This is a genomic window from Pseudomonas sp. A25(2017), assembly GCF_002001065.1.
GTDB lineage: Bacteria > Pseudomonadota > Gammaproteobacteria > Pseudomonadales > Pseudomonadaceae > Aquipseudomonas > Aquipseudomonas kilonensis.
Map to the genome: position 1 here is coordinate 21,486 of NZ_MUOA01000116.1, position 15,413 is coordinate 36,898.

The 15,413-nt window shown below is 62.3% G+C and carries 15 protein-coding genes, 1 tRNA gene and 1 pseudogene; 4 read left to right on the forward strand and 13 right to left on the reverse strand.

What is annotated here, in order from left to right; translation table 11 throughout:
* The first annotated feature begins 237 nt into the window (after positions 1 to 237).
* Complete coding sequence (locus tag B0E42_RS26630; RefSeq protein WP_256578361.1) at positions 238 to 825, forward strand: hypothetical protein; 588 nt, start codon at positions 238 to 240, stop codon at positions 823 to 825.
* A gap of 413 nt (positions 826 to 1,238) precedes the next feature.
* Here B0E42_RS26630 and B0E42_RS31225 read toward each other — a convergent pair whose 3' ends face one another.
* From B0E42_RS31225 to B0E42_RS31900, 3 genes and pseudogenes are all read right to left on the reverse strand, one after another.
* Positions 1,239 to 1,559, reverse strand: a complete 321-nt coding sequence (locus B0E42_RS31225; RefSeq protein ID WP_168188543.1) for a hypothetical protein — start codon at positions 1,557 to 1,559, stop codon at positions 1,239 to 1,241.
* A 26-nt stretch (positions 1,560 to 1,585) separates the two neighbouring features.
* Positions 1,586 to 1,674: transfer RNA gene (locus B0E42_RS31230), tRNA-Phe, on the reverse strand.
* Positions 1,675 to 1,694: 20 nt separating this feature from the next.
* A pseudogene (locus B0E42_RS31900) lies at positions 1,695 to 2,990 on the reverse strand (flavin monoamine oxidase family protein); the annotation flags it as partial.
* 222 nt (positions 2,991 to 3,212) lie between these two features.
* On the opposite strand from B0E42_RS31900, the gene B0E42_RS26640 reads away from it, so the two are divergent.
* Both B0E42_RS26640 and B0E42_RS26645 read left to right on the forward strand, forming a co-directional pair.
* On the forward strand, positions 3,213 to 4,619 hold the full coding sequence (locus B0E42_RS26640) for an adenosylmethionine--8-amino-7-oxononanoate transaminase (RefSeq protein ID WP_024616435.1): 1,407 nt from the start codon (positions 3,213 to 3,215) through the stop codon (positions 4,617 to 4,619).
* Positions 4,620 to 4,749: 130 nt separating this feature from the next.
* A complete protein-coding gene (locus B0E42_RS26645; protein WP_018609565.1) occupies positions 4,750 to 5,469 on the forward strand; it encodes a 16S rRNA (uracil(1498)-N(3))-methyltransferase in 720 nt (239 codons plus the stop codon).
* A gap of 169 nt (positions 5,470 to 5,638) precedes the next feature.
* On the opposite strand, the gene B0E42_RS26650 is transcribed toward B0E42_RS26645, so the two are convergent.
* Positions 5,639 to 6,256 (reverse strand): hemolysin III family protein, encoded by a 618-nt coding sequence (locus B0E42_RS26650; RefSeq protein ID WP_018609564.1) that lies wholly within the window; start codon positions 6,254 to 6,256, stop codon positions 5,639 to 5,641.
* 287 nt (positions 6,257 to 6,543) lie between these two features.
* On the opposite strand from B0E42_RS26650, the gene B0E42_RS26655 reads away from it, so the two are divergent.
* Positions 6,544 to 7,458: a LysR substrate-binding domain-containing protein gene (locus B0E42_RS26655; protein ID WP_053182711.1), complete on the forward strand. Its 915-nt coding sequence runs from the start codon at positions 6,544 to 6,546 to the stop codon at positions 7,456 to 7,458.
* Between the two features lie 119 nt (positions 7,459 to 7,577).
* On the opposite strand, the gene madM is transcribed toward B0E42_RS26655, so the two are convergent.
* The 9 genes from madM to mdcA all read right to left on the reverse strand — a co-directional run bounded on the left by madM (position 7,578) and on the right by mdcA (position 14,807).
* On the reverse strand, positions 7,578 to 8,321 hold the full coding sequence (gene madM, locus B0E42_RS26660; protein WP_077508430.1) for a malonate transporter subunit MadM: 744 nt from the start codon (positions 8,319 to 8,321) through the stop codon (positions 7,578 to 7,580).
* Between the two features lie 5 nt (positions 8,322 to 8,326).
* A complete protein-coding gene (gene madL / locus B0E42_RS26665; RefSeq protein ID WP_014340653.1) occupies positions 8,327 to 8,719 on the reverse strand; it encodes a malonate transporter subunit MadL in 393 nt (130 codons plus the stop codon).
* 67 nt (positions 8,720 to 8,786) lie between these two features.
* On the reverse strand, positions 8,787 to 9,707 hold the full coding sequence (gene mdcH, locus B0E42_RS26670; RefSeq protein ID WP_077508432.1) for a malonate decarboxylase subunit epsilon: 921 nt from the start codon (positions 9,705 to 9,707) through the stop codon (positions 8,787 to 8,789).
* Positions 9,704 to 10,324, reverse strand: a complete 621-nt coding sequence (locus B0E42_RS26675) for a malonate decarboxylase holo-ACP synthase (RefSeq protein WP_077508434.1) — start codon at positions 10,322 to 10,324, stop codon at positions 9,704 to 9,706. Before B0E42_RS26675 ends, mdcH begins: the two co-directional genes overlap by 4 nt.
* A complete protein-coding gene (gene mdcE, locus B0E42_RS26680; RefSeq protein WP_018609553.1) occupies positions 10,321 to 11,124 on the reverse strand; it encodes a biotin-independent malonate decarboxylase subunit gamma in 804 nt (267 codons plus the stop codon). Before mdcE ends, B0E42_RS26675 begins: the two co-directional genes overlap by 4 nt.
* Positions 11,121 to 11,972: a biotin-independent malonate decarboxylase subunit beta gene (locus tag B0E42_RS26685; RefSeq protein ID WP_018609551.1), complete on the reverse strand. Its 852-nt coding sequence runs from the start codon at positions 11,970 to 11,972 to the stop codon at positions 11,121 to 11,123. The genes mdcE and B0E42_RS26685 overlap by 4 nt, the downstream gene beginning before the upstream one ends.
* The gene (locus B0E42_RS26690; RefSeq protein ID WP_018609549.1) at positions 11,965 to 12,264 is read right to left on the reverse strand and encodes a malonate decarboxylase subunit delta; all 300 of its coding nucleotides are present in this window, start codon (positions 12,262 to 12,264) and stop codon (positions 11,965 to 11,967) included. Before B0E42_RS26690 ends, B0E42_RS26685 begins: the two co-directional genes overlap by 8 nt.
* Entirely contained in the window at positions 12,264 to 13,139 is an 876-nt protein-coding gene (locus B0E42_RS26695; protein ID WP_077508436.1) for a triphosphoribosyl-dephospho-CoA synthase, read from the reverse strand. The genes B0E42_RS26690 and B0E42_RS26695 overlap by 1 nt, the downstream gene beginning before the upstream one ends.
* On the reverse strand, positions 13,140 to 14,807 hold the full coding sequence (gene mdcA / locus B0E42_RS26700; RefSeq protein WP_077508438.1) for a malonate decarboxylase subunit alpha: 1,668 nt from the start codon (positions 14,805 to 14,807) through the stop codon (positions 13,140 to 13,142). It abuts the gene before it with no gap.
* Positions 14,808 to 15,413: the final 606 nt, after the last annotated feature.

The window sequence follows — 15,413 nt, forward strand, 5'->3', positions numbered from 1 at the left end:
GCGATCAAGACTAGCGAGTTATCTATCGATTTAAAGCGGAAAATTTCGCTTTGAAATATCGAGAAATACGATCATCAGTCTGGAGGGGGTGGGTTAAGGAAAGATTAAAGGGGAAAAGATGGGTGATGGCGAGGGGGGCAGGCAGCCTTTAAGGGCCTGCATGGACCTCATCGCGAGCAGGCTCGCTCCCACAGGAGACCGCGCAGGGGCTGTCACCGCCGCCCAACTATTTTTGCCATGCAATATATATGTATCGCCATTTCTGTCTCCCCTCTTGATCAAATGAGCGCTCAACAACTCATTGAACAAGGTAAAAACATGGCTGTTCCTTACACTCCATTTCGAACCAGTGGCTCGCCGTTGCTGCCACCCAATCAAACAATGTCGCCAGGGCAGTACCTTCAGTCTCCAAACGGGCGATTTCGATTGATATTGCAGGCTGATGGGAATTTGATCATCAAGGATGGTGAGGCTGTCATCTGGATTGCAGATAGCAAACAACGTTATAGTGCGACCTTGCATCCAAAAAGAATGCGGGAACCTCTGCAGTTTGTAATTGCCAACAGTGGTTTTCTTTATGACCCGTCCAGAAGACGTGTATGGATCGCTGAAAGCACTCATAGTAGAGATAAATCACTTTGGTACAACGCCTGCCTGGCGATCCAAGACGATGGCAACCTGGTGATCTACGACAGACGGACAGGAAATCTATGCTGGGCCCGCTTTGGATTCGCTCCAGGACGCTTTTCAAAGCCAAAGCGGGTCAAGATCCTGTTTGAGGAGGTACCGATATACACGTACCATTTTTCATTAGGCCCCCTCTGACTTCATTTCTTAAATTAAGGAGCCATGACGGTTTGAGTTACTAATTCACCGAGCACTCGGGTTTATATGGATCCATCGTGCACTTATATGCCAATTGAGGATCTCTTTTTGGAATCATTGGGATTTCCATAGGGTCGCGACACCCACCATACACACATCCATAAATTGAAACCAACACGCCTATTGCAATTAGCATTTTCATAAACGCTCCTTTTTTTGAGGAGCCTAAACTTATGACATGGAGGGTTCTATCGCCTGCTTCCTATTGACTAGTGGGAAGTTTCCGATAAATCGCCGAGGTGTGTAGGACGTCAGCACTTCATTGCGCAACGCAGAGCGCTGAGCGTCGAAGCCAATGCTCCTGATGCTGAAAAAAAGCGCGGCCCTTGAGCCGCGCTTTTTTCTTCTGGAGGTTACTGAGCTTTGGTTTCAGTAGTCGCCGCCGGCTTGGCGGCGGGTTTCTTCACCGGTTCAGCCTTTTTCACCGGAGCCTTGGCTGGCGCTTTTTTAGCCGGTGCCTTGGCGGCTGGTTTTTTCGCCGCTGGTTTGGCTGCTGCTTTCTTGGCGGGCTCAACCTTCGCCGGGGCTGGTGCGGGTGGTTCCACCGGCGCCGGCGCAGGAGCGGGTGCTGGAGCAGGCGCTACCGGTTCCGGTGCCTTGGCCGGCTCTGGCTTCTTGTCATCGTCCGAGCCACCAAACAGGTTGCTGAAGAAGTTGCCCTTCTTCGCCGCCACTGCACCAGCAGCCGCCGCCGTTGCAGCAGGCGCGACCTTAGGAGGTTCGAACGACTTGCCCGCCGCCAGGTCTTCAACCTGACTGGCCGCGCGCTGACCACTGCGCAACGCGCCTTCCAGGGTACCTGGGTACAGGGTGTCGGTGTGTTCACCGGCAAAGGCTACGCGTTGCAATGGCTTTTCCCACAGGCGCCAGTACTTGCTGATCTGGCCCGGGCCAAAGGCCAGGTACGCGCCGCCCATGGACGGGTCGGTGCTATAGCGGCGGATTTCATAGCCGGTGAACGCGCCACGGGCCTGTGGATAAAACGCGTGCAGACGGATCAGTACCTGATCGACCATCTGCTTGTCGCCGAAAGCCTGCATCACCCGGGCGTTGTCGCCGGACAGGTTGATGACCACGTTGGCACCGCCCTTCAAGGCCGGTTCGATCCACATCATGCCCAGGCCGGCGTTGCTGTAGATCTCGCCCGACATGCGCGCCTTGCTGTCCCAGACCGGGGTCTTGAACTTGAGCATGATCTGGTCGCGCCAGCCGTAATTGGTGCTCTTGATCGCGCCTTGATGCTGGGCGTCCAGGGCCGGGGTCAACTGGATCTTGTTCAGCGCCCGCAACGGCACCGCCAGCACCACGTAATCCGCCTGGTAGCCAACGGCGCCAACTTTGACGGTTACACCGTCCTTGTCTTGGGAGATGGCCGACACAGGCGAACTGGTCTTGATGGTTTTCAGTTGCTTGACGAACGCCTGGGCCAGTACCGGACTGCCACCGAGCAGGCGCGAGGCCCGCCGGTCGCGGTCGGAGACGCCGCGATAGACGCGATTCTGCTGGGCAAAATACAGCAGCGACAGGCGCGAAGGTTCGTCATACCGGGTGCGAATCTCCTGGTTCACCAACTGCCGCGCCGTGGCCGGCAGTTGCAGGCGGTCGAGCCAGTTGGACACGGTGATCTGGTCCAGCGCATGCAGCGTGCTGGTCGCCGCCGGGTTCAGCGGGTCTTCGATGGAGCGCGCCAGGTCGTCCAGGGTGGTTTCGTAGCGCTTGAGGGCTTCGGCGGTGGCCGGCTGTTTGCTCGCCAGGTCCGCGGCGGTGAAGTAGATGCCGTCGATCAGGTAGCTGGGGGTGCGCACGAACTCCGGGGCCGGCGTGGTGCTCAGCTTGAAGGTGGAGACGTACTTGTTCAGCACTGGCTGCGTCTTCTCGTTGCCGATCCACTCGCTGGTGGCCATGCCCGAACGACCGCCCAGGCTCGGTTTGGCTTCCAGCAGCGTCACGGCCCAGCCTTTGTTCTGCAATTCATAGGCCGCCGTGAGCCCCGCCAGGCCGCCGCCGATGACGATGGCCGTCGGTTGTTTGTCCTTGGCCAGCGCCGAAACGCTGAACAGCCCTATCATCACCAGCGCACAGGCGCGCAGCCAACCAGCAGACATTCAACGAACTCCGGATTAAACGTAGGAAATTTCAGCTTTCGAGCCAGCCGGCTCAGGGAACGGCGAAGAATACGTCAGCCATCAAAACGCCGCCAGCGACGTCTATCGCCTCGTTCAAAGTAGTGGGAATGACACAATGGGTTGTCCGCCGGGCCGCCATTGCATAGGCTTGCGCGATTGTTTTGCCCGCGCCCGCCGCGAGCCGCCTCGAGGAGACTGTACATGGGCCTGAATAACCAGTGGATGCAACGCGACCTTGCGGTGCTATGGCACCCCTGCACCCAGATGAAAGACCACGAACAGCTGCCGCTGATCCCCATCAAGCGCGGTGAAGGCGTGTGGCTGGAAGATTTCGAAGGCAAGCGCTATCTCGATGCCGTCAGCTCCTGGTGGGTCAACGTATTCGGCCACGCCAACCCGCGCATCAACCAGCGCATCAAGGACCAGGTCGATCAGTTGGAGCATGTGATCCTCGCCGGTTTCAGCCACCAGCCGGTGATCGAGCTGTCCGAGCGCCTGGTGAAGATGACGCCCGAAGGCCTGACCCGGTGCTTCTACTCCGATAACGGCTCGTCCTGCATCGAAGTGGCGATGAAGATGAGCTTCCACTACTGGATCAATCGCGGCCGGCCGGACAAAAAACGCTTCGTCACCCTGAGCAACAGTTACCACGGCGAAACCATCGCGGCGATGTCGGTGGGCGATGTACCGTTGTTCACTGAAACCTACAAGGCGTTGCTGCTGGACACCATCAAGGTGCCGAGCCCCGACTGCTACCACCGCCCTGAAGGCATGGATTGGGAAGAACATTCGCGCAACATGTTCGCGGCCATGGAACAGACCTTGGCCGAGCACCACGACACGGTGGCGGCAGTGATCGTCGAACCGTTGATCCAGGGCGCCGGCGGCATGCGCATGTACCACCCGGTGTACCTGAAGTTGCTGCGCGAGGCCTGCGACCGCTACGGCGTACACCTGATCCACGACGAAATCGCCGTTGGCTTCGGCCGTACCGGGACGATGTTCGCCTGTGAGCAGGCCGGCATCACGCCGGATTTCCTCTGCCTGTCCAAGGCCCTGACCGGCGGTTACCTGCCGCTGGCCGCGTGCGTGACCACCGATGAGGTCTACAGCGCGTTCTACGACGACTACCCGACCCTGCGCGCCTTCCTGCATTCCCACAGCTACACCGGCAACCCGCTGGCCTGCGCGGCGGCCCTGGCAACGCTGGATATCTTCGAAGAAGACAACGTCATCGAGAACAACAAGGCCCTGGCCCAACGCATGGCGAGCGCCACCGCGCACCTGGCCGACCACCCGAACGTGGCCGAAGTACGCCAGACCGGCATGGTGCTGGCCATCGAGATGGTCAAGGACAAGGCCAGCAAAACCGCTTATCCGTGGCAGGAACGGCGTGGCCTGAGTGTGTTCCAGCATGCCTTGGAGCGAGGTGCCTTGCTGCGTCCGCTGGGCAGCGTGGTGTATTTCCTGCCGCCGTATGTCATCACCCCGGAGCAGATCGATTTCCTCGCCGAAGTGGCCAGCGAAGGCATCGACATCGCCACCCGGGACAAGGTCAGCGTGGCGGTGCCGAAGGACTTCCACCCGGGTTATCGCGATCCGGGCTGAGCCTGGGCCACCGCCATCGCGGGCAAGCCTTGCTCCCACAGAGAAATGCGAACCCACTGTGGGAGCAAGGCTTGCCCGCGATGAGGCCGCGAGCTTCAACCACGATCATTTTTTCTTGCAGAGACTCCACATGAGACTGTCCCGCTTCTTCATCGACGCGCCCCTGAGCCTCGGCGACCACGAACTGCCTGAAGCCCAGGCCCATTACATCGGCCGTGTGCTGCGCATGGCCGAAGGCGATGCCGTGCAGGTGTTCGACGGCTCGGGCCAGGAGTTTCGCGGCACCCTGGCCGAGGTCGGCAAGAAACGCGTGCGGGTGCAATTGGACGAGCAGTTCGCCGGGCAAGCTGAATCGCCGCTGCGCATCCACCTCGGCCAGGGCCTGTCCCGGGGCGAGCGCATGGATTGGGCGATCCAGAAAGCCACGGAGCTGGGCGTCAGTGAGATCACGCCGATTTTCAGCGAACGCTGCGAAGTACGCCTCAAGGACGAGCGCGCCGACAAGCGCCTGCTGCACTGGCGCCAGGTGGCAATCAGCGCCTGCGAGCAGTGCGGGCGCTCAAGCGTGCCGGTGATCCACCCACCGCTGCTGCTGGCTGACTGGCTGAAACAGACCGAGGCCGAGCTGAAGCTGGTGCTGCATCCGGTGGCCGAGCCGCTGGTCAGCCATGACAAACCGTCGACGTTGGCGTTCCTGATTGGTCCCGAAGGCGGGTTGTCGGATGCCGAGGTCGAACAGGCCAAGTCCGCCGGCTACCACGCCGCCCGCCTTGGCCCCCGCGTGCTGCGCACCGAAACCGCGCCGGTTGTGGCACTGGCGGTGGCGCAGCAGCTATGGGGGGATTTCTAATCCCCTGCGGCCACTGAAGATCAATTGTGGGAGCGGCGGTGCGGCGATCCGACTTGCTCGCGAAAGCGGTGTATCAGTCAATATTGTGCTGGCTGACACACCGCTTTCGCGAGCAAGCCCGCTCCCACAGTAGATCAGTGGTGTTCAGAACTCGGTGCGGGGTCATGGATTAGAGCACGTAGAACAGAATCGCCACGAAGTGCAGCAAACTGCCGGCGATGACAAACAGGTGCCAGATGCCATGGGCGTGGCGCAGCCGGTGGTCGAGGGCGAAAAAGATAATGCCCACGGTGTACAACACGCCGCCCGAGGCCAGCCAGGCAAACCCGGCGCTGCCCAGGGCCGCCAGCAGCGGCTTGACAGCCACCAGCACGATCCAGCCCATCACCGCGTAGATCACAATCGACAGGATCCGCGCTTCGGAGCGCGGCTTGATCTCCTGCAGTATCCCGATCAGCGCCAGCCCCCAGACGATCCCGAACAACGTCCAGCCCCACGGCCCGCGCAGGGTCACCAGGCAGAACGGGGTATAACTGCCGGCGATCAACAGGTAGATCGAAAAATGATCGACCTTCTGCATGATTGCTTTTTTGCGCCCGCGCACGCTGTGGTAAACCGTCGACGCGCTGTACAGCACCAGCAGGGTGAACCCGTAGATCGCCACGCTGACGATCTTCCACGGATCGCCCGCCATCCCGGCAATCACCAGCAACCACACCGCCCCGATAAAAGCCGCCACCGCCCCGACCAAGTGCGTCCAGGCGTTGAGTCGTTCCCCGTGATACATCCAGTCCCACCTCACATTCCAGAACAGACGCCAAGGCTCAGGCCTGGCGCTTTAAAGTGCAATGTTTTGCTTTTAAACCTGGAGACATACCTTGTGGCGAGGGGATTTATCCCCGCTGGGCTGCGAAGCAGCCCCAATGCAGCTAAGTGCGATCAGCCTGACACGACGAGATGACAGGATTTGGGGCCGCTTCGCTGCCCAGCGGGGCGGTGCGACGTTTCGCTAAATCCCCTCGCCACAAAGGCTTCTTGGGGCACAATCGGGCGATACGAATAAGAGTCCGCCCCATGCTGATCGACGAAGAATTGACCCTGAAGAAACTCGAGGTGTTCCTGGCCTTCATGCGCACCGGCAACCTGGCGCGGGCGGCGGCCGAGTTGCAGACCAGCAACGTCAGTGTGCACCGGGCCATTCACTCGCTGGAAAGCGCCCTGCGCTGCCCGTTGTTCAAGCACGAAGGCCGCAACCTCACGCCGCTGGAAAGTGCCTATGTGCTGGAAGAGCGGGCGCAGAAGCTGATCCAGGACGTGGTCGAAAGCGTACGCCTGACCCGCGAAGCCGCCGGCTTCTCCGCCGAACGCTTCAAGCTCGGTTCGTTGTATTCGTTGACGGTCAAGACCGTGCCGCAACTGATCATGGGCCTGAAAATCCGTCGCAGCGAGCTCAACATCGACCTGATCCTGGGCTCGAACATCGACCTGCTGTACAAGCTCAAAAACATGGAAGTGGACGCGATCCTGATCTCCCTGGACGACAGCGTGAACGACCCGGACTGCGAGCATATCGAGCTGTTCTCCGACGACATCTTCCTCGCCACGCCGGCCGACTCACCCTTTGCCCAACGCAGCGAGGTCGATCTGGCCGAGGTGCGCGACGAGACGTTCATCACCCTGACCCAGGGTTTTGCCACGCACCAGGACGGCATCCGGGTGTTCAAGCAGGCGGGGTTCGAGCCGAAGGTGGCGATGCAGGTCAACGACATCTTCACCCTGCTGAGCATGGTCAGCTCCGGGGTGGGTTATGCCTTGCTGCCGGGCAGGATCGCGGCGGTGTATGAGAACCGGGTGAAACTGATCCCGTTGCAGGAAAGGTATCGGCTACAACAGCGCATTGGCGTGGTGTTCCTGAAAGCCAAGGAGCGTGATCCGAACCTGCTGGCGCTGTTGGCTGAGTGCCGGATGTATGCCAATCGTCAGAGCTGAAACCGAGTCGCCCTTATCGCGAGCAGGCTCGCTCCCACATTGGATCGGTGTTCACAAATCCCCTGTGGGAGCGAGCCTGCTCGCGATGAGGACAGCCCTCTCAGCGCAAATTCAAAGCCCTACCCCATCAACCCCCGCATGATCAAAAACAACAACGAAGGCCCCAACAAGCACCCAAGCGCCGTATAGAACGCCGCCGTCAGGCAGCCATACGGCACCAGCTTCGGATCGGTGGCCGCCAGCCCCCCGGCCACGCCGCTGGAGGTGCCCATCAAGCCACCGAAGATCACCGCACTGCGTGGATTATTCAGGCCAATCATCGGTGCCACGAACGGCGTCGCCACCATCACCAGGATCGCCTTGATCAACCCGGCGGCAATGGACAGCGCCATCACTTCGGAACTGGCACCAATCGCCGCCCCGGTCACCGCCCCGGCGCCAATGGTGGTCAGGCTCACCACATCGGTGTAACCGAACGCCATCGCCACGCCCACGCCAGCAATGAACGACGTCCCGACCCCGACGAACAGCGCCAGCACCCCAACGAAACCGGCGCGCTTGAGTTCTTCGATACTCACGCCAAACGCCGTGGCGACGATGGCAAAGTCCCGCAGCATCGCACCGCCGAGCAAGCCGATCCCGGACAGCAGTGGAATGTCCACCACGCCCTTCTGCCCACCGGTCATTGCCCCGCCGATGTAGGAGAGCACCAGTCCCAGGAGAATGGCGATGGCCGAGCCATGCAGGCGGCCTTTAGTGAAGGTGTTGCTGATCCAGTAGGACACCCACATGGTGATGCCGACAATCGCAAAACCACTGATCAGGCCGTAGCCGGTGATGACTTTCATCATGGATTCGTACATGGCAATCACCCGACCGTCTTAACGGAAACGTCGCCCTGGGGCCCTTTGTTGCCAATGCGCACCAGCACGGGCACCAACGCAAAGGCAATCACCACCGCCAGGGTCCCGGCCAGGATCGCCATTGGCCCGCCCTTGAGCGCGCCGTAGACGTTTTGCTGCGCCGCCATCGCGACCACGATGGGGATGTAGACCGCGCTCCAGAATTCCACGCCGGCCTCGGATTTGCCCTTGAACAGGCCACGCTTGCTCAGGTAACTGCCCAGGCCGATCAACAGCAGCATCGCAATGCCGACGCCGCCGACGTTGGCCGGCACGCCGATCAATTTGCCCAGCAGCTCACCGATAAAAATACCCGCCAGGGTACAAAAGGCCAAAAATGCCACACCGTAGATAATCATTGTCGTATTCCTCAAAGTGCATCGTCGAAGTTGTTGTTTTTGTGCTTCGCCAGCTTGAGTCGGTGGTTTAGGGTTGGCGGTTTCCCTCCTCACGCAACAGCGCCTGCAAGGTGTCGAGCCGGGCGCCGTCGAAAGCCATGACAGTGCCCTGCTCGAATACCCGACGCGCCAGGGCGGTCAGCACCGCACCGGGCGGCAGTTCGATCTGTAGTCGCACGCCGCGCTCGTAGGCGCTTTGCACGGTGCCGCGCCAATCCACCACGCGGCACATGTTGAACGCCAGGTCGTCGCGCAAGGCCTCGGTGTTGATCAGCGGTCGCGCGCGGCTACCGCTGAGATAACCCAAGGCCGGTGCTTTCAACGGCACGTCGGCAAATGCCTGGGCCAATGCCCGGGCCGGTGTTTCCAGCAACGGGCAATGAGACGGCACGCTTACCGCCAGCCGACAGGCCTTCCCGGCACCCAGGCTTCGCGCTAGTTTGGCAACGTTGCTCATGGCCGCGTCACTGCCGGCGATGACCACCTGGTTATCCGCGTTGATGTTGGCCAGGTAGACCGGTGTGCGGTCGCCGTGCACTTGCGCCAGCAACGCTTCCACTGCCGCGAGCTCCAAGCCGATGATCGCGGTCATGCCGTAGCCTTGCGGATACGCCCGCTGCATCAATTCGCCCCGCAGGCTGACCAACCGTAAAGCATCCTCGAACCCCAGCGCCCCAGCCACCACCGCCGCGGGATAAGCACCGATGGACAGCCCCGCCACGTAGTCCGGGGCAGGTGCCTGCTCCAACAGTTGCCGGGACGCCGCCACGCCGGCGATCAACAGGCACAGTTGTACCGCGCGGGTCGATTGCAGCGCCTCGGCATTGTCCAACTGCAAGACGTCCTCACCAAGCACGTCACCCGCCTCGTCGAGGATTTTTGGCGCCAGGCCATGGAGCATGCCCACGCGCTGCGCACCCTGGCCGGGAAAGACGAAGAGGCTGCTCACGCGACTTGCTCCAATGAAGGCTGCCAAGGATCGCTCACCAGCCGTGCCTGAACATCATCCTTGAGCAAGACCCGCCGCGACGCCCCCGCCCACTCGCGCAAGGCGACGGCACCGCAGGGCGTTTGCAATTGCATATCCACGGCGCAAACCGAGGCATCCAGTTGCGCCAGCAAATCCCTGGCCTGGAGACGATCGAGAAAATGCGGCACCCGCAGAATCAAATCCAGGTCGCTGCGTTCATGCAGCGCCTCGATACCCGTGGCGAGCTCAAAGCCGGCGCTGCCGCTGACGCCCCAGGCCCAGCCACTGGCATCGAGCAGCGGACGCAGGCGGGACAGCGCTTGCAGGGCTGGCAAGTCGCGGGTCGACGGGACGTGACAAAGGTCTTCCGGCCTGACGCGACGGGAAATCGCCATAACCGCCATCGACGTTGCATAACGTTGCTCGCGCAAGCGTCCACGCACTCCGACCGCGATGTGATCGGGTGCCGTCAGCGAGCGCCGAACCACCACCGGTTGACCGGCGTTGATCGCGTCGGCCACCCACACCGGCGCATCCGCCGGCAACTGTTGTGGGGTCAGCCCCCACAGCAGGTCATGGACCAGATACGTACTCACCACTGCTCTCTCAGCAGTTGGCGAACCCGGCTCGACGCGATGCGGTTGAACGCACCCAGACGACTGCTCAGATCACGCGGCCCCGCCGCTACAGCTTCAATCGCCTGGAGCAGACACTCATTCACCCGCGCCAGATCCTCCGCCAACGGCTGTTCAACCTGTTCCACTGACAAGGTTTCCCACAGCAGACCCAGGCTGGCAAAGCTGTCGATGTCATAGGCCATCGGTGGCACGCTGGCGGCCAACGCCTCAAGCTCCTCGACGCTGCGCAAGGTCACCCGCGCCGCCGAGGCCTTGCCCATGGCGTGAACCATCACGCCCGGGTCGCGCAGGGCAATCAGCCGGTTGGCCTGGTAGCCGTGGGCCAGGAACGCCCCCGACATGGCCTTGCCCACCAGCAAACCGATCACCGGATGCCCGGCCAGTCGCGCACGGGCATAGCTGTCCGCCGCACCGGCCAAGGCCTGATGAATGCCCAGGGCTTCTTCGCGCCGGCCGTAGGCCTGGCTCGGTACATCGACAATGGCGATCAGCGCACGCTTGTTGACTGCATCCCGGTCGGCGTCGATGGCGTCGTCCACCGCTTTAGCCAAGCCCCAGCCTTCCAGCAATCCGACTTCGCCGTTGCGCGCCCGCGGGAAACGGTTGTCGGGATCGGCCACCACCGCCAGCAGGCGCACGGTTTGCTCGCCCAGCCTGGTGTCAGCGACTTTCAACGAAGCCGGCAGGCCTTCCAGCGGTTTGGCGTCGCCAGCCAAGGCTTCGAACCAGCGCAAGCCTCTCAATGAATAGGCACTCATGAGCGTTCTCCCTGATACAGCTGGCGAACCGTGGCCGGTTCGATTTGCACGTCAGTGTCCAAGCGAGCCAGGCGTTGCAGGAACAGCTCGGCCTGGCCGCTGCGGTGTTGCGCGGGAACGCCCAGGTGCAACAACTGGCCGACCTGTTGGCGGATCTGCGTCACATCGTCGGCCACATAACGGTCCACCAATCCCGTGGCGAACCGCTGTTCACCGCCGGTCAGGCTCCAGATGAACGGCCGGTCGCGGGAGTCGTATTCGTCGATCCCGGCCTCCTGTTCGATCACTTGTGGGCCGTTCAGGCCCAGCCGCGCTTCCTGGGTCACCAGCAGATAACTGCACAGCCCGGCGGCGATGGACATGCCACCAAAACAGCCGACGCTGCCGGCCACCACACCGACCACCGGTTGGTATTGGCGCAGGTCGACAATCGCCGAATGAATCTCGGCGATCGCCGCGAGCCCGAGGTTGGCCTCCTGCAACCGCACGCCACCGGTTTCCAGCAGCAGCACGGCGCGGGTCGGGATGCCCTTGCGGTTGTCCTCGGCGGCCAGTTCCAACGCACCGGCAATCTTCGCCCCGCCGACTTCGCCGAGGCTACCGCCCTGGAACGCGCCTTCGATGGCGGCGATCACCACGGGCAGGCCATCGAGCGTGCCCTTGGCGATCACCACGCCGTCGTCGCTTTGCGGCACCACGCCCTGGCGCAACAGCCACGGCGACATGATCCGCTGGAACGGGTCGAGCAGTTCACGGAAAGTGCCCTCATCGAGTAAGGCCTTGGCCCGCTGCCGGGCGCCGAGTTCGACGAAGCTGTGCTTGTTGAGCAACGCTGCACTGTCAGTCATGGCCGATCTCCTCGAAGCCTTGCTCCAGGCGCAAACGCACCACGCCGGGGGTGGCGCCGAAATCGTGGATGTCGATAGACAAGGCCGGCGGTGTCTGGCCGTCGAACAGGCGGGCGAACAGGTGCTGCCAGCGTTGTTCACTGCCGTTGACCGAGGTCTGCACCTGGATGGTCAACTTGCCCGCCAGACCGGGTTCGATCAGCACTTCCAGGTCGCCCGAGCCGACACAGCCCACCAGCGCCCGGCCCCGTGGCGGCTGCCCGGCGGGGAATTCAAAGGATAAGGTTTCCATCAGCACACTCCAGGGAAGAGGCCATCGCCGCGTTCGATTCGATCGAGGAACAGGCAGGCGGCGAGCAGGTCGGCAGCGCCGCCGGGCGAGGCGTTCAAGGCAATCAGTTGTTGATCCAGCGCGTGCAAGTGGCGGCGACCGCCCAGGCTCGCACTGCCACCGGCATCGAGCACCGCCTTGGCGCCCTGTTGCATGGCCTGCAAACCCGGCTCGCCGGCGCGATAGAGCACGCAGGTATCGGCCAGGGTGGTCATGATCGCCAGCAAGGCATCAAGCCGAGCGTTCTGCTCGCCCACCCCCGCCGCGCGACTGCGCTTGAGTTGCGGCAGGCCGAGGCCGGTCACCGCCGGGAACGCCAGTTGCGCTTCTTCCCGGGCACCGCGCACACCGTAGCGCTGGGCGACCTGGGCGCCATGGCTCAAGGGTTGGGGCGCATAGCGGTCGTTGAGCAAGGCCAGGCGGGCCGCACGTAAAGTCACGGCACCAGCGACGCTGGATTCAGGTTCCAACGCTGCCGCAGCGACCAACAGGCCCAAGGCCCAGATCGCCCCGCGATGGGTATTCACCCCACCGGTGGTGGCGAGCATCGAGGCTTCCCCCTCACGGCCGATGCGCCCGAGGGCTTCGCGTAGCGGCAAGCCGATCTCGCCACAGTCGAGGGCGGCTTCGGCCATTTCCTTGAACGCCGGCCACAGCGACAGTGCCGAAGCATGCATCAGGCCCAGGTGCAGATCGGTGTGGGCGCCATTGCCACGACGGTCCACCAAGGCCGGTTTAGGCGACAGGTCGGCTTCGTCGATCAGCGCGTCCACCGCCATATCCGCCAGGCGCTCGGCCAAGGACAGTTTTTTCGGTTGCAGGTTGAAGGCGTGCATTTACCAGCTCCTGAACTTGGCGGGCGGGTTGTAGAGGCCACCGGACCACTCCACCAGATCGGCCACGCTCTTGGCCGCGAGCAACTCGCGGGTGGCGTCGGTGCGACGGATCCCGAGGTCTTCGGGCAAGGCGATCAGCCCTTCGCGGCGCATGCGCGCGGTGTCTTTCGGGTCATGGCGCAGGCCAATGGCAGTGACGCCGGCCACGGCGGCGATCATCGCCTGGCGCTCTTCCAGGGAACGGGCCTTGTACAGGTAGGCGATGCCCTCTTCGGTCAGCAGGTGGGTGACGTCGTCGCCGTAGATCATGATCGGCGCCAGGGGCATGCCGGCTTTCTTCGCCACATCCACCGCGTCGAGGGTGTCGACGAAGGTCGGTTTGCCGCCCTCCTGGAACGTCTCGACCATTTGCACCACCAGCTTCTTGCCGCGTTCGAGCAACGGCGCCTCGCCATCGCCATGGCGCATGTCGAGCCAAGCCGGCGTGCCGTGACGACGACCACGCGGGTCGTGGCCCATATTCGGCGCCCCACCGAAGCCGGCCAAGCGGCCACGGGTCACGGTGGAGGAATGGCCATCGCCGTCCACTTGCAGGGTGGCGCCGATGAACAGGTCCACCGCGTACTGCCCGGCCAGTTGGCAGACCATGCGGTTGGAGCGCAGCGAGCCGTCGTGGCCGGTGAAGAACACGTCCGGCCGGGCGGCGATGTAGTTTTCCATGCCCAGCTCGGTGCCAAAGCAATGCACGCTCTCGACCCAGCCGCTTTCGATGGCCGGGATCAGGGTCGGGTGCGGATTGAGCGTCCAGTTGCGGCAGATCTTGCCCTTCAGGCCGAGGGATTCGCCGTAGGTCGGCAAGATCAACTCAATCGCGGCGGTGTTGAAACCGATGCCGTGATTGAGGGATTGGACGTTGTGTTTCTCGTAGATCCCGCGGATCGCCATCATCGCCATCAGCACATGCACAGGCTTGATGTGGCGCGGGTCGCGGGTGAACAGCGGCTCGATGTAGAACGGCTTGTCGGCCACCACCACGAAATCGACCCAGGACGCCGGGATGTCGACGCGCGGCAGGTCGCTGACGTCATCCACCAACTGGTTGACCTGGACAATGACGATGCCGTCACTGAACGCCGCCGGCTCGATCAGCGCCGGTGTGTCTTCGGTGCTGGGGCCGGTGTAGATATTGCCGGCGCGGTCGGCCATGAAACCGGCCGAGAGCACCACATTGGGGATCAGGTCCACCACCAACCGGGCATAGAGTTCGATGTAGGTGTGGATCGCGCCGATTTCCAGCAGGCCGTCTTCGAGCAACTGGCTGATGCGCAGGCTCTGGGTGCCGGCGAAGGAGAAGTCGAGCTTGCGGGCGATGCCGCGTTCGAACAGGTCCAGGTGCTCGGACCGCCCGACGCTGGGCATGATCATGTGCAAATCGTGCAACTTCGAAGGGTCGACTTTCGCCAGGGAGCGGGAAAGGAAGTCCGCCTGCTTCTGGTTATTGCCCTCAAGCACCACACGGTCGCCGGGCAGGATCAACGCCTCCAGCGCAGCAACGATCTTGTCGGTGGGCAGCACCACACCGTCGGCAAGCCCCTTCACCAGCCCGAGACGCCGCTGCTTTTCGCTGCGCCGCCGCGTCCAGCGCGAGTCGGGGGATATTGTTGTCATGACCACTCCACGGGTTTGCTGTCGTGGGGGTCACCTTAGGAGTGTTGTGGCGGGGGCATCAATCAAGCTCAACGACGGATCGTTACGGTTGGAGTAATGGTTGAACGCCATCCTTGTGGGAGCGAGCTTGCTCGCGATAGTGGTGGGTCAGCCAAAGGAGATGTCGAATGTGCTGCCGCCATCGCGAGCAAGCTCGCTCCCACACAGGTCGTTTATAAGATCAGTGCCCACCGCTAATCCTGTGGGAGCCAAGCTTGCTCGCGATAGCGATGGGTCAGATTGCAAATGCAGAATGTGCCGCCTTCGCGAGCAAGCCCGCACACAATAGGATTGGGGTACACCTGCCAATAGCAGGTCGGCTGTCAGGCCGCCTCGCGAGCAAGCTTTGCTCCCACAGGTTCTGCTCACACAAGTCTGGTTGGGGTACAGCTGCATGAGCCAGGTCGGCTGTCAGGCCGCCTCGTTTTTGATCTTGATCTTGATCTTGATCTGGGGCGCCCCGTTAACCACGCTGGCCGAACGCAGGCATTGTGGAGTGGGCAACCCGGCATGGATGCCGGGTTAGCCGCGCTGGGCCATGGATGGCCCTTCGCGGCGGCCCACGGA

Bases quoted from the DNA above. Each gene is read 5' to 3' on its own strand.
- B0E42_RS26630 (WP_256578361.1), top strand. From the start codon at position 238: ATGCAATATATATGTATCGCCATTTCTGTCTCCCCTCTTGATCAAATG.
- B0E42_RS26640 (WP_024616435.1), top strand. From the start codon at position 3,213: ATGGGCCTGAATAACCAGTGGATGCAACGCGACCTTGCGGTGCTATGG.
- B0E42_RS26645 (WP_018609565.1), top strand. From the start codon at position 4,750: ATGAGACTGTCCCGCTTCTTCATCGACGCGCCCCTGAGCCTCGGCGAC.
- B0E42_RS26650 (WP_018609564.1), bottom strand. From the start codon at position 6,256: ATGTATCACGGGGAACGACTCAACGCCTGGACGCACTTGGTCGGGGCG.
- B0E42_RS26655 (WP_053182711.1), top strand. From the start codon at position 6,544: ATGCTGATCGACGAAGAATTGACCCTGAAGAAACTCGAGGTGTTCCTG.
- madM (WP_077508430.1), bottom strand. From the start codon at position 8,321: ATGTACGAATCCATGATGAAAGTCATCACCGGCTACGGCCTGATCAGT.
- madL (WP_014340653.1), bottom strand. From the start codon at position 8,719: ATGATTATCTACGGTGTGGCATTTTTGGCCTTTTGTACCCTGGCGGGT.
- mdcE (WP_018609553.1), bottom strand. From the start codon at position 11,124: ATGAGTGCCTATTCATTGAGAGGCTTGCGCTGGTTCGAAGCCTTGGCT.
- B0E42_RS26685 (WP_018609551.1), bottom strand. From the start codon at position 11,972: ATGACTGACAGTGCAGCGTTGCTCAACAAGCACAGCTTCGTCGAACTC.
- B0E42_RS26690 (WP_018609549.1), bottom strand. From the start codon at position 12,264: ATGGAAACCTTATCCTTTGAATTCCCCGCCGGGCAGCCGCCACGGGGC.
- B0E42_RS26695 (WP_077508436.1), bottom strand. From the start codon at position 13,139: ATGCACGCCTTCAACCTGCAACCGAAAAAACTGTCCTTGGCCGAGCGC.
- mdcA (WP_077508438.1), bottom strand. From the start codon at position 14,807: ATGACAACAATATCCCCCGACTCGCGCTGGACGCGGCGGCGCAGCGAA.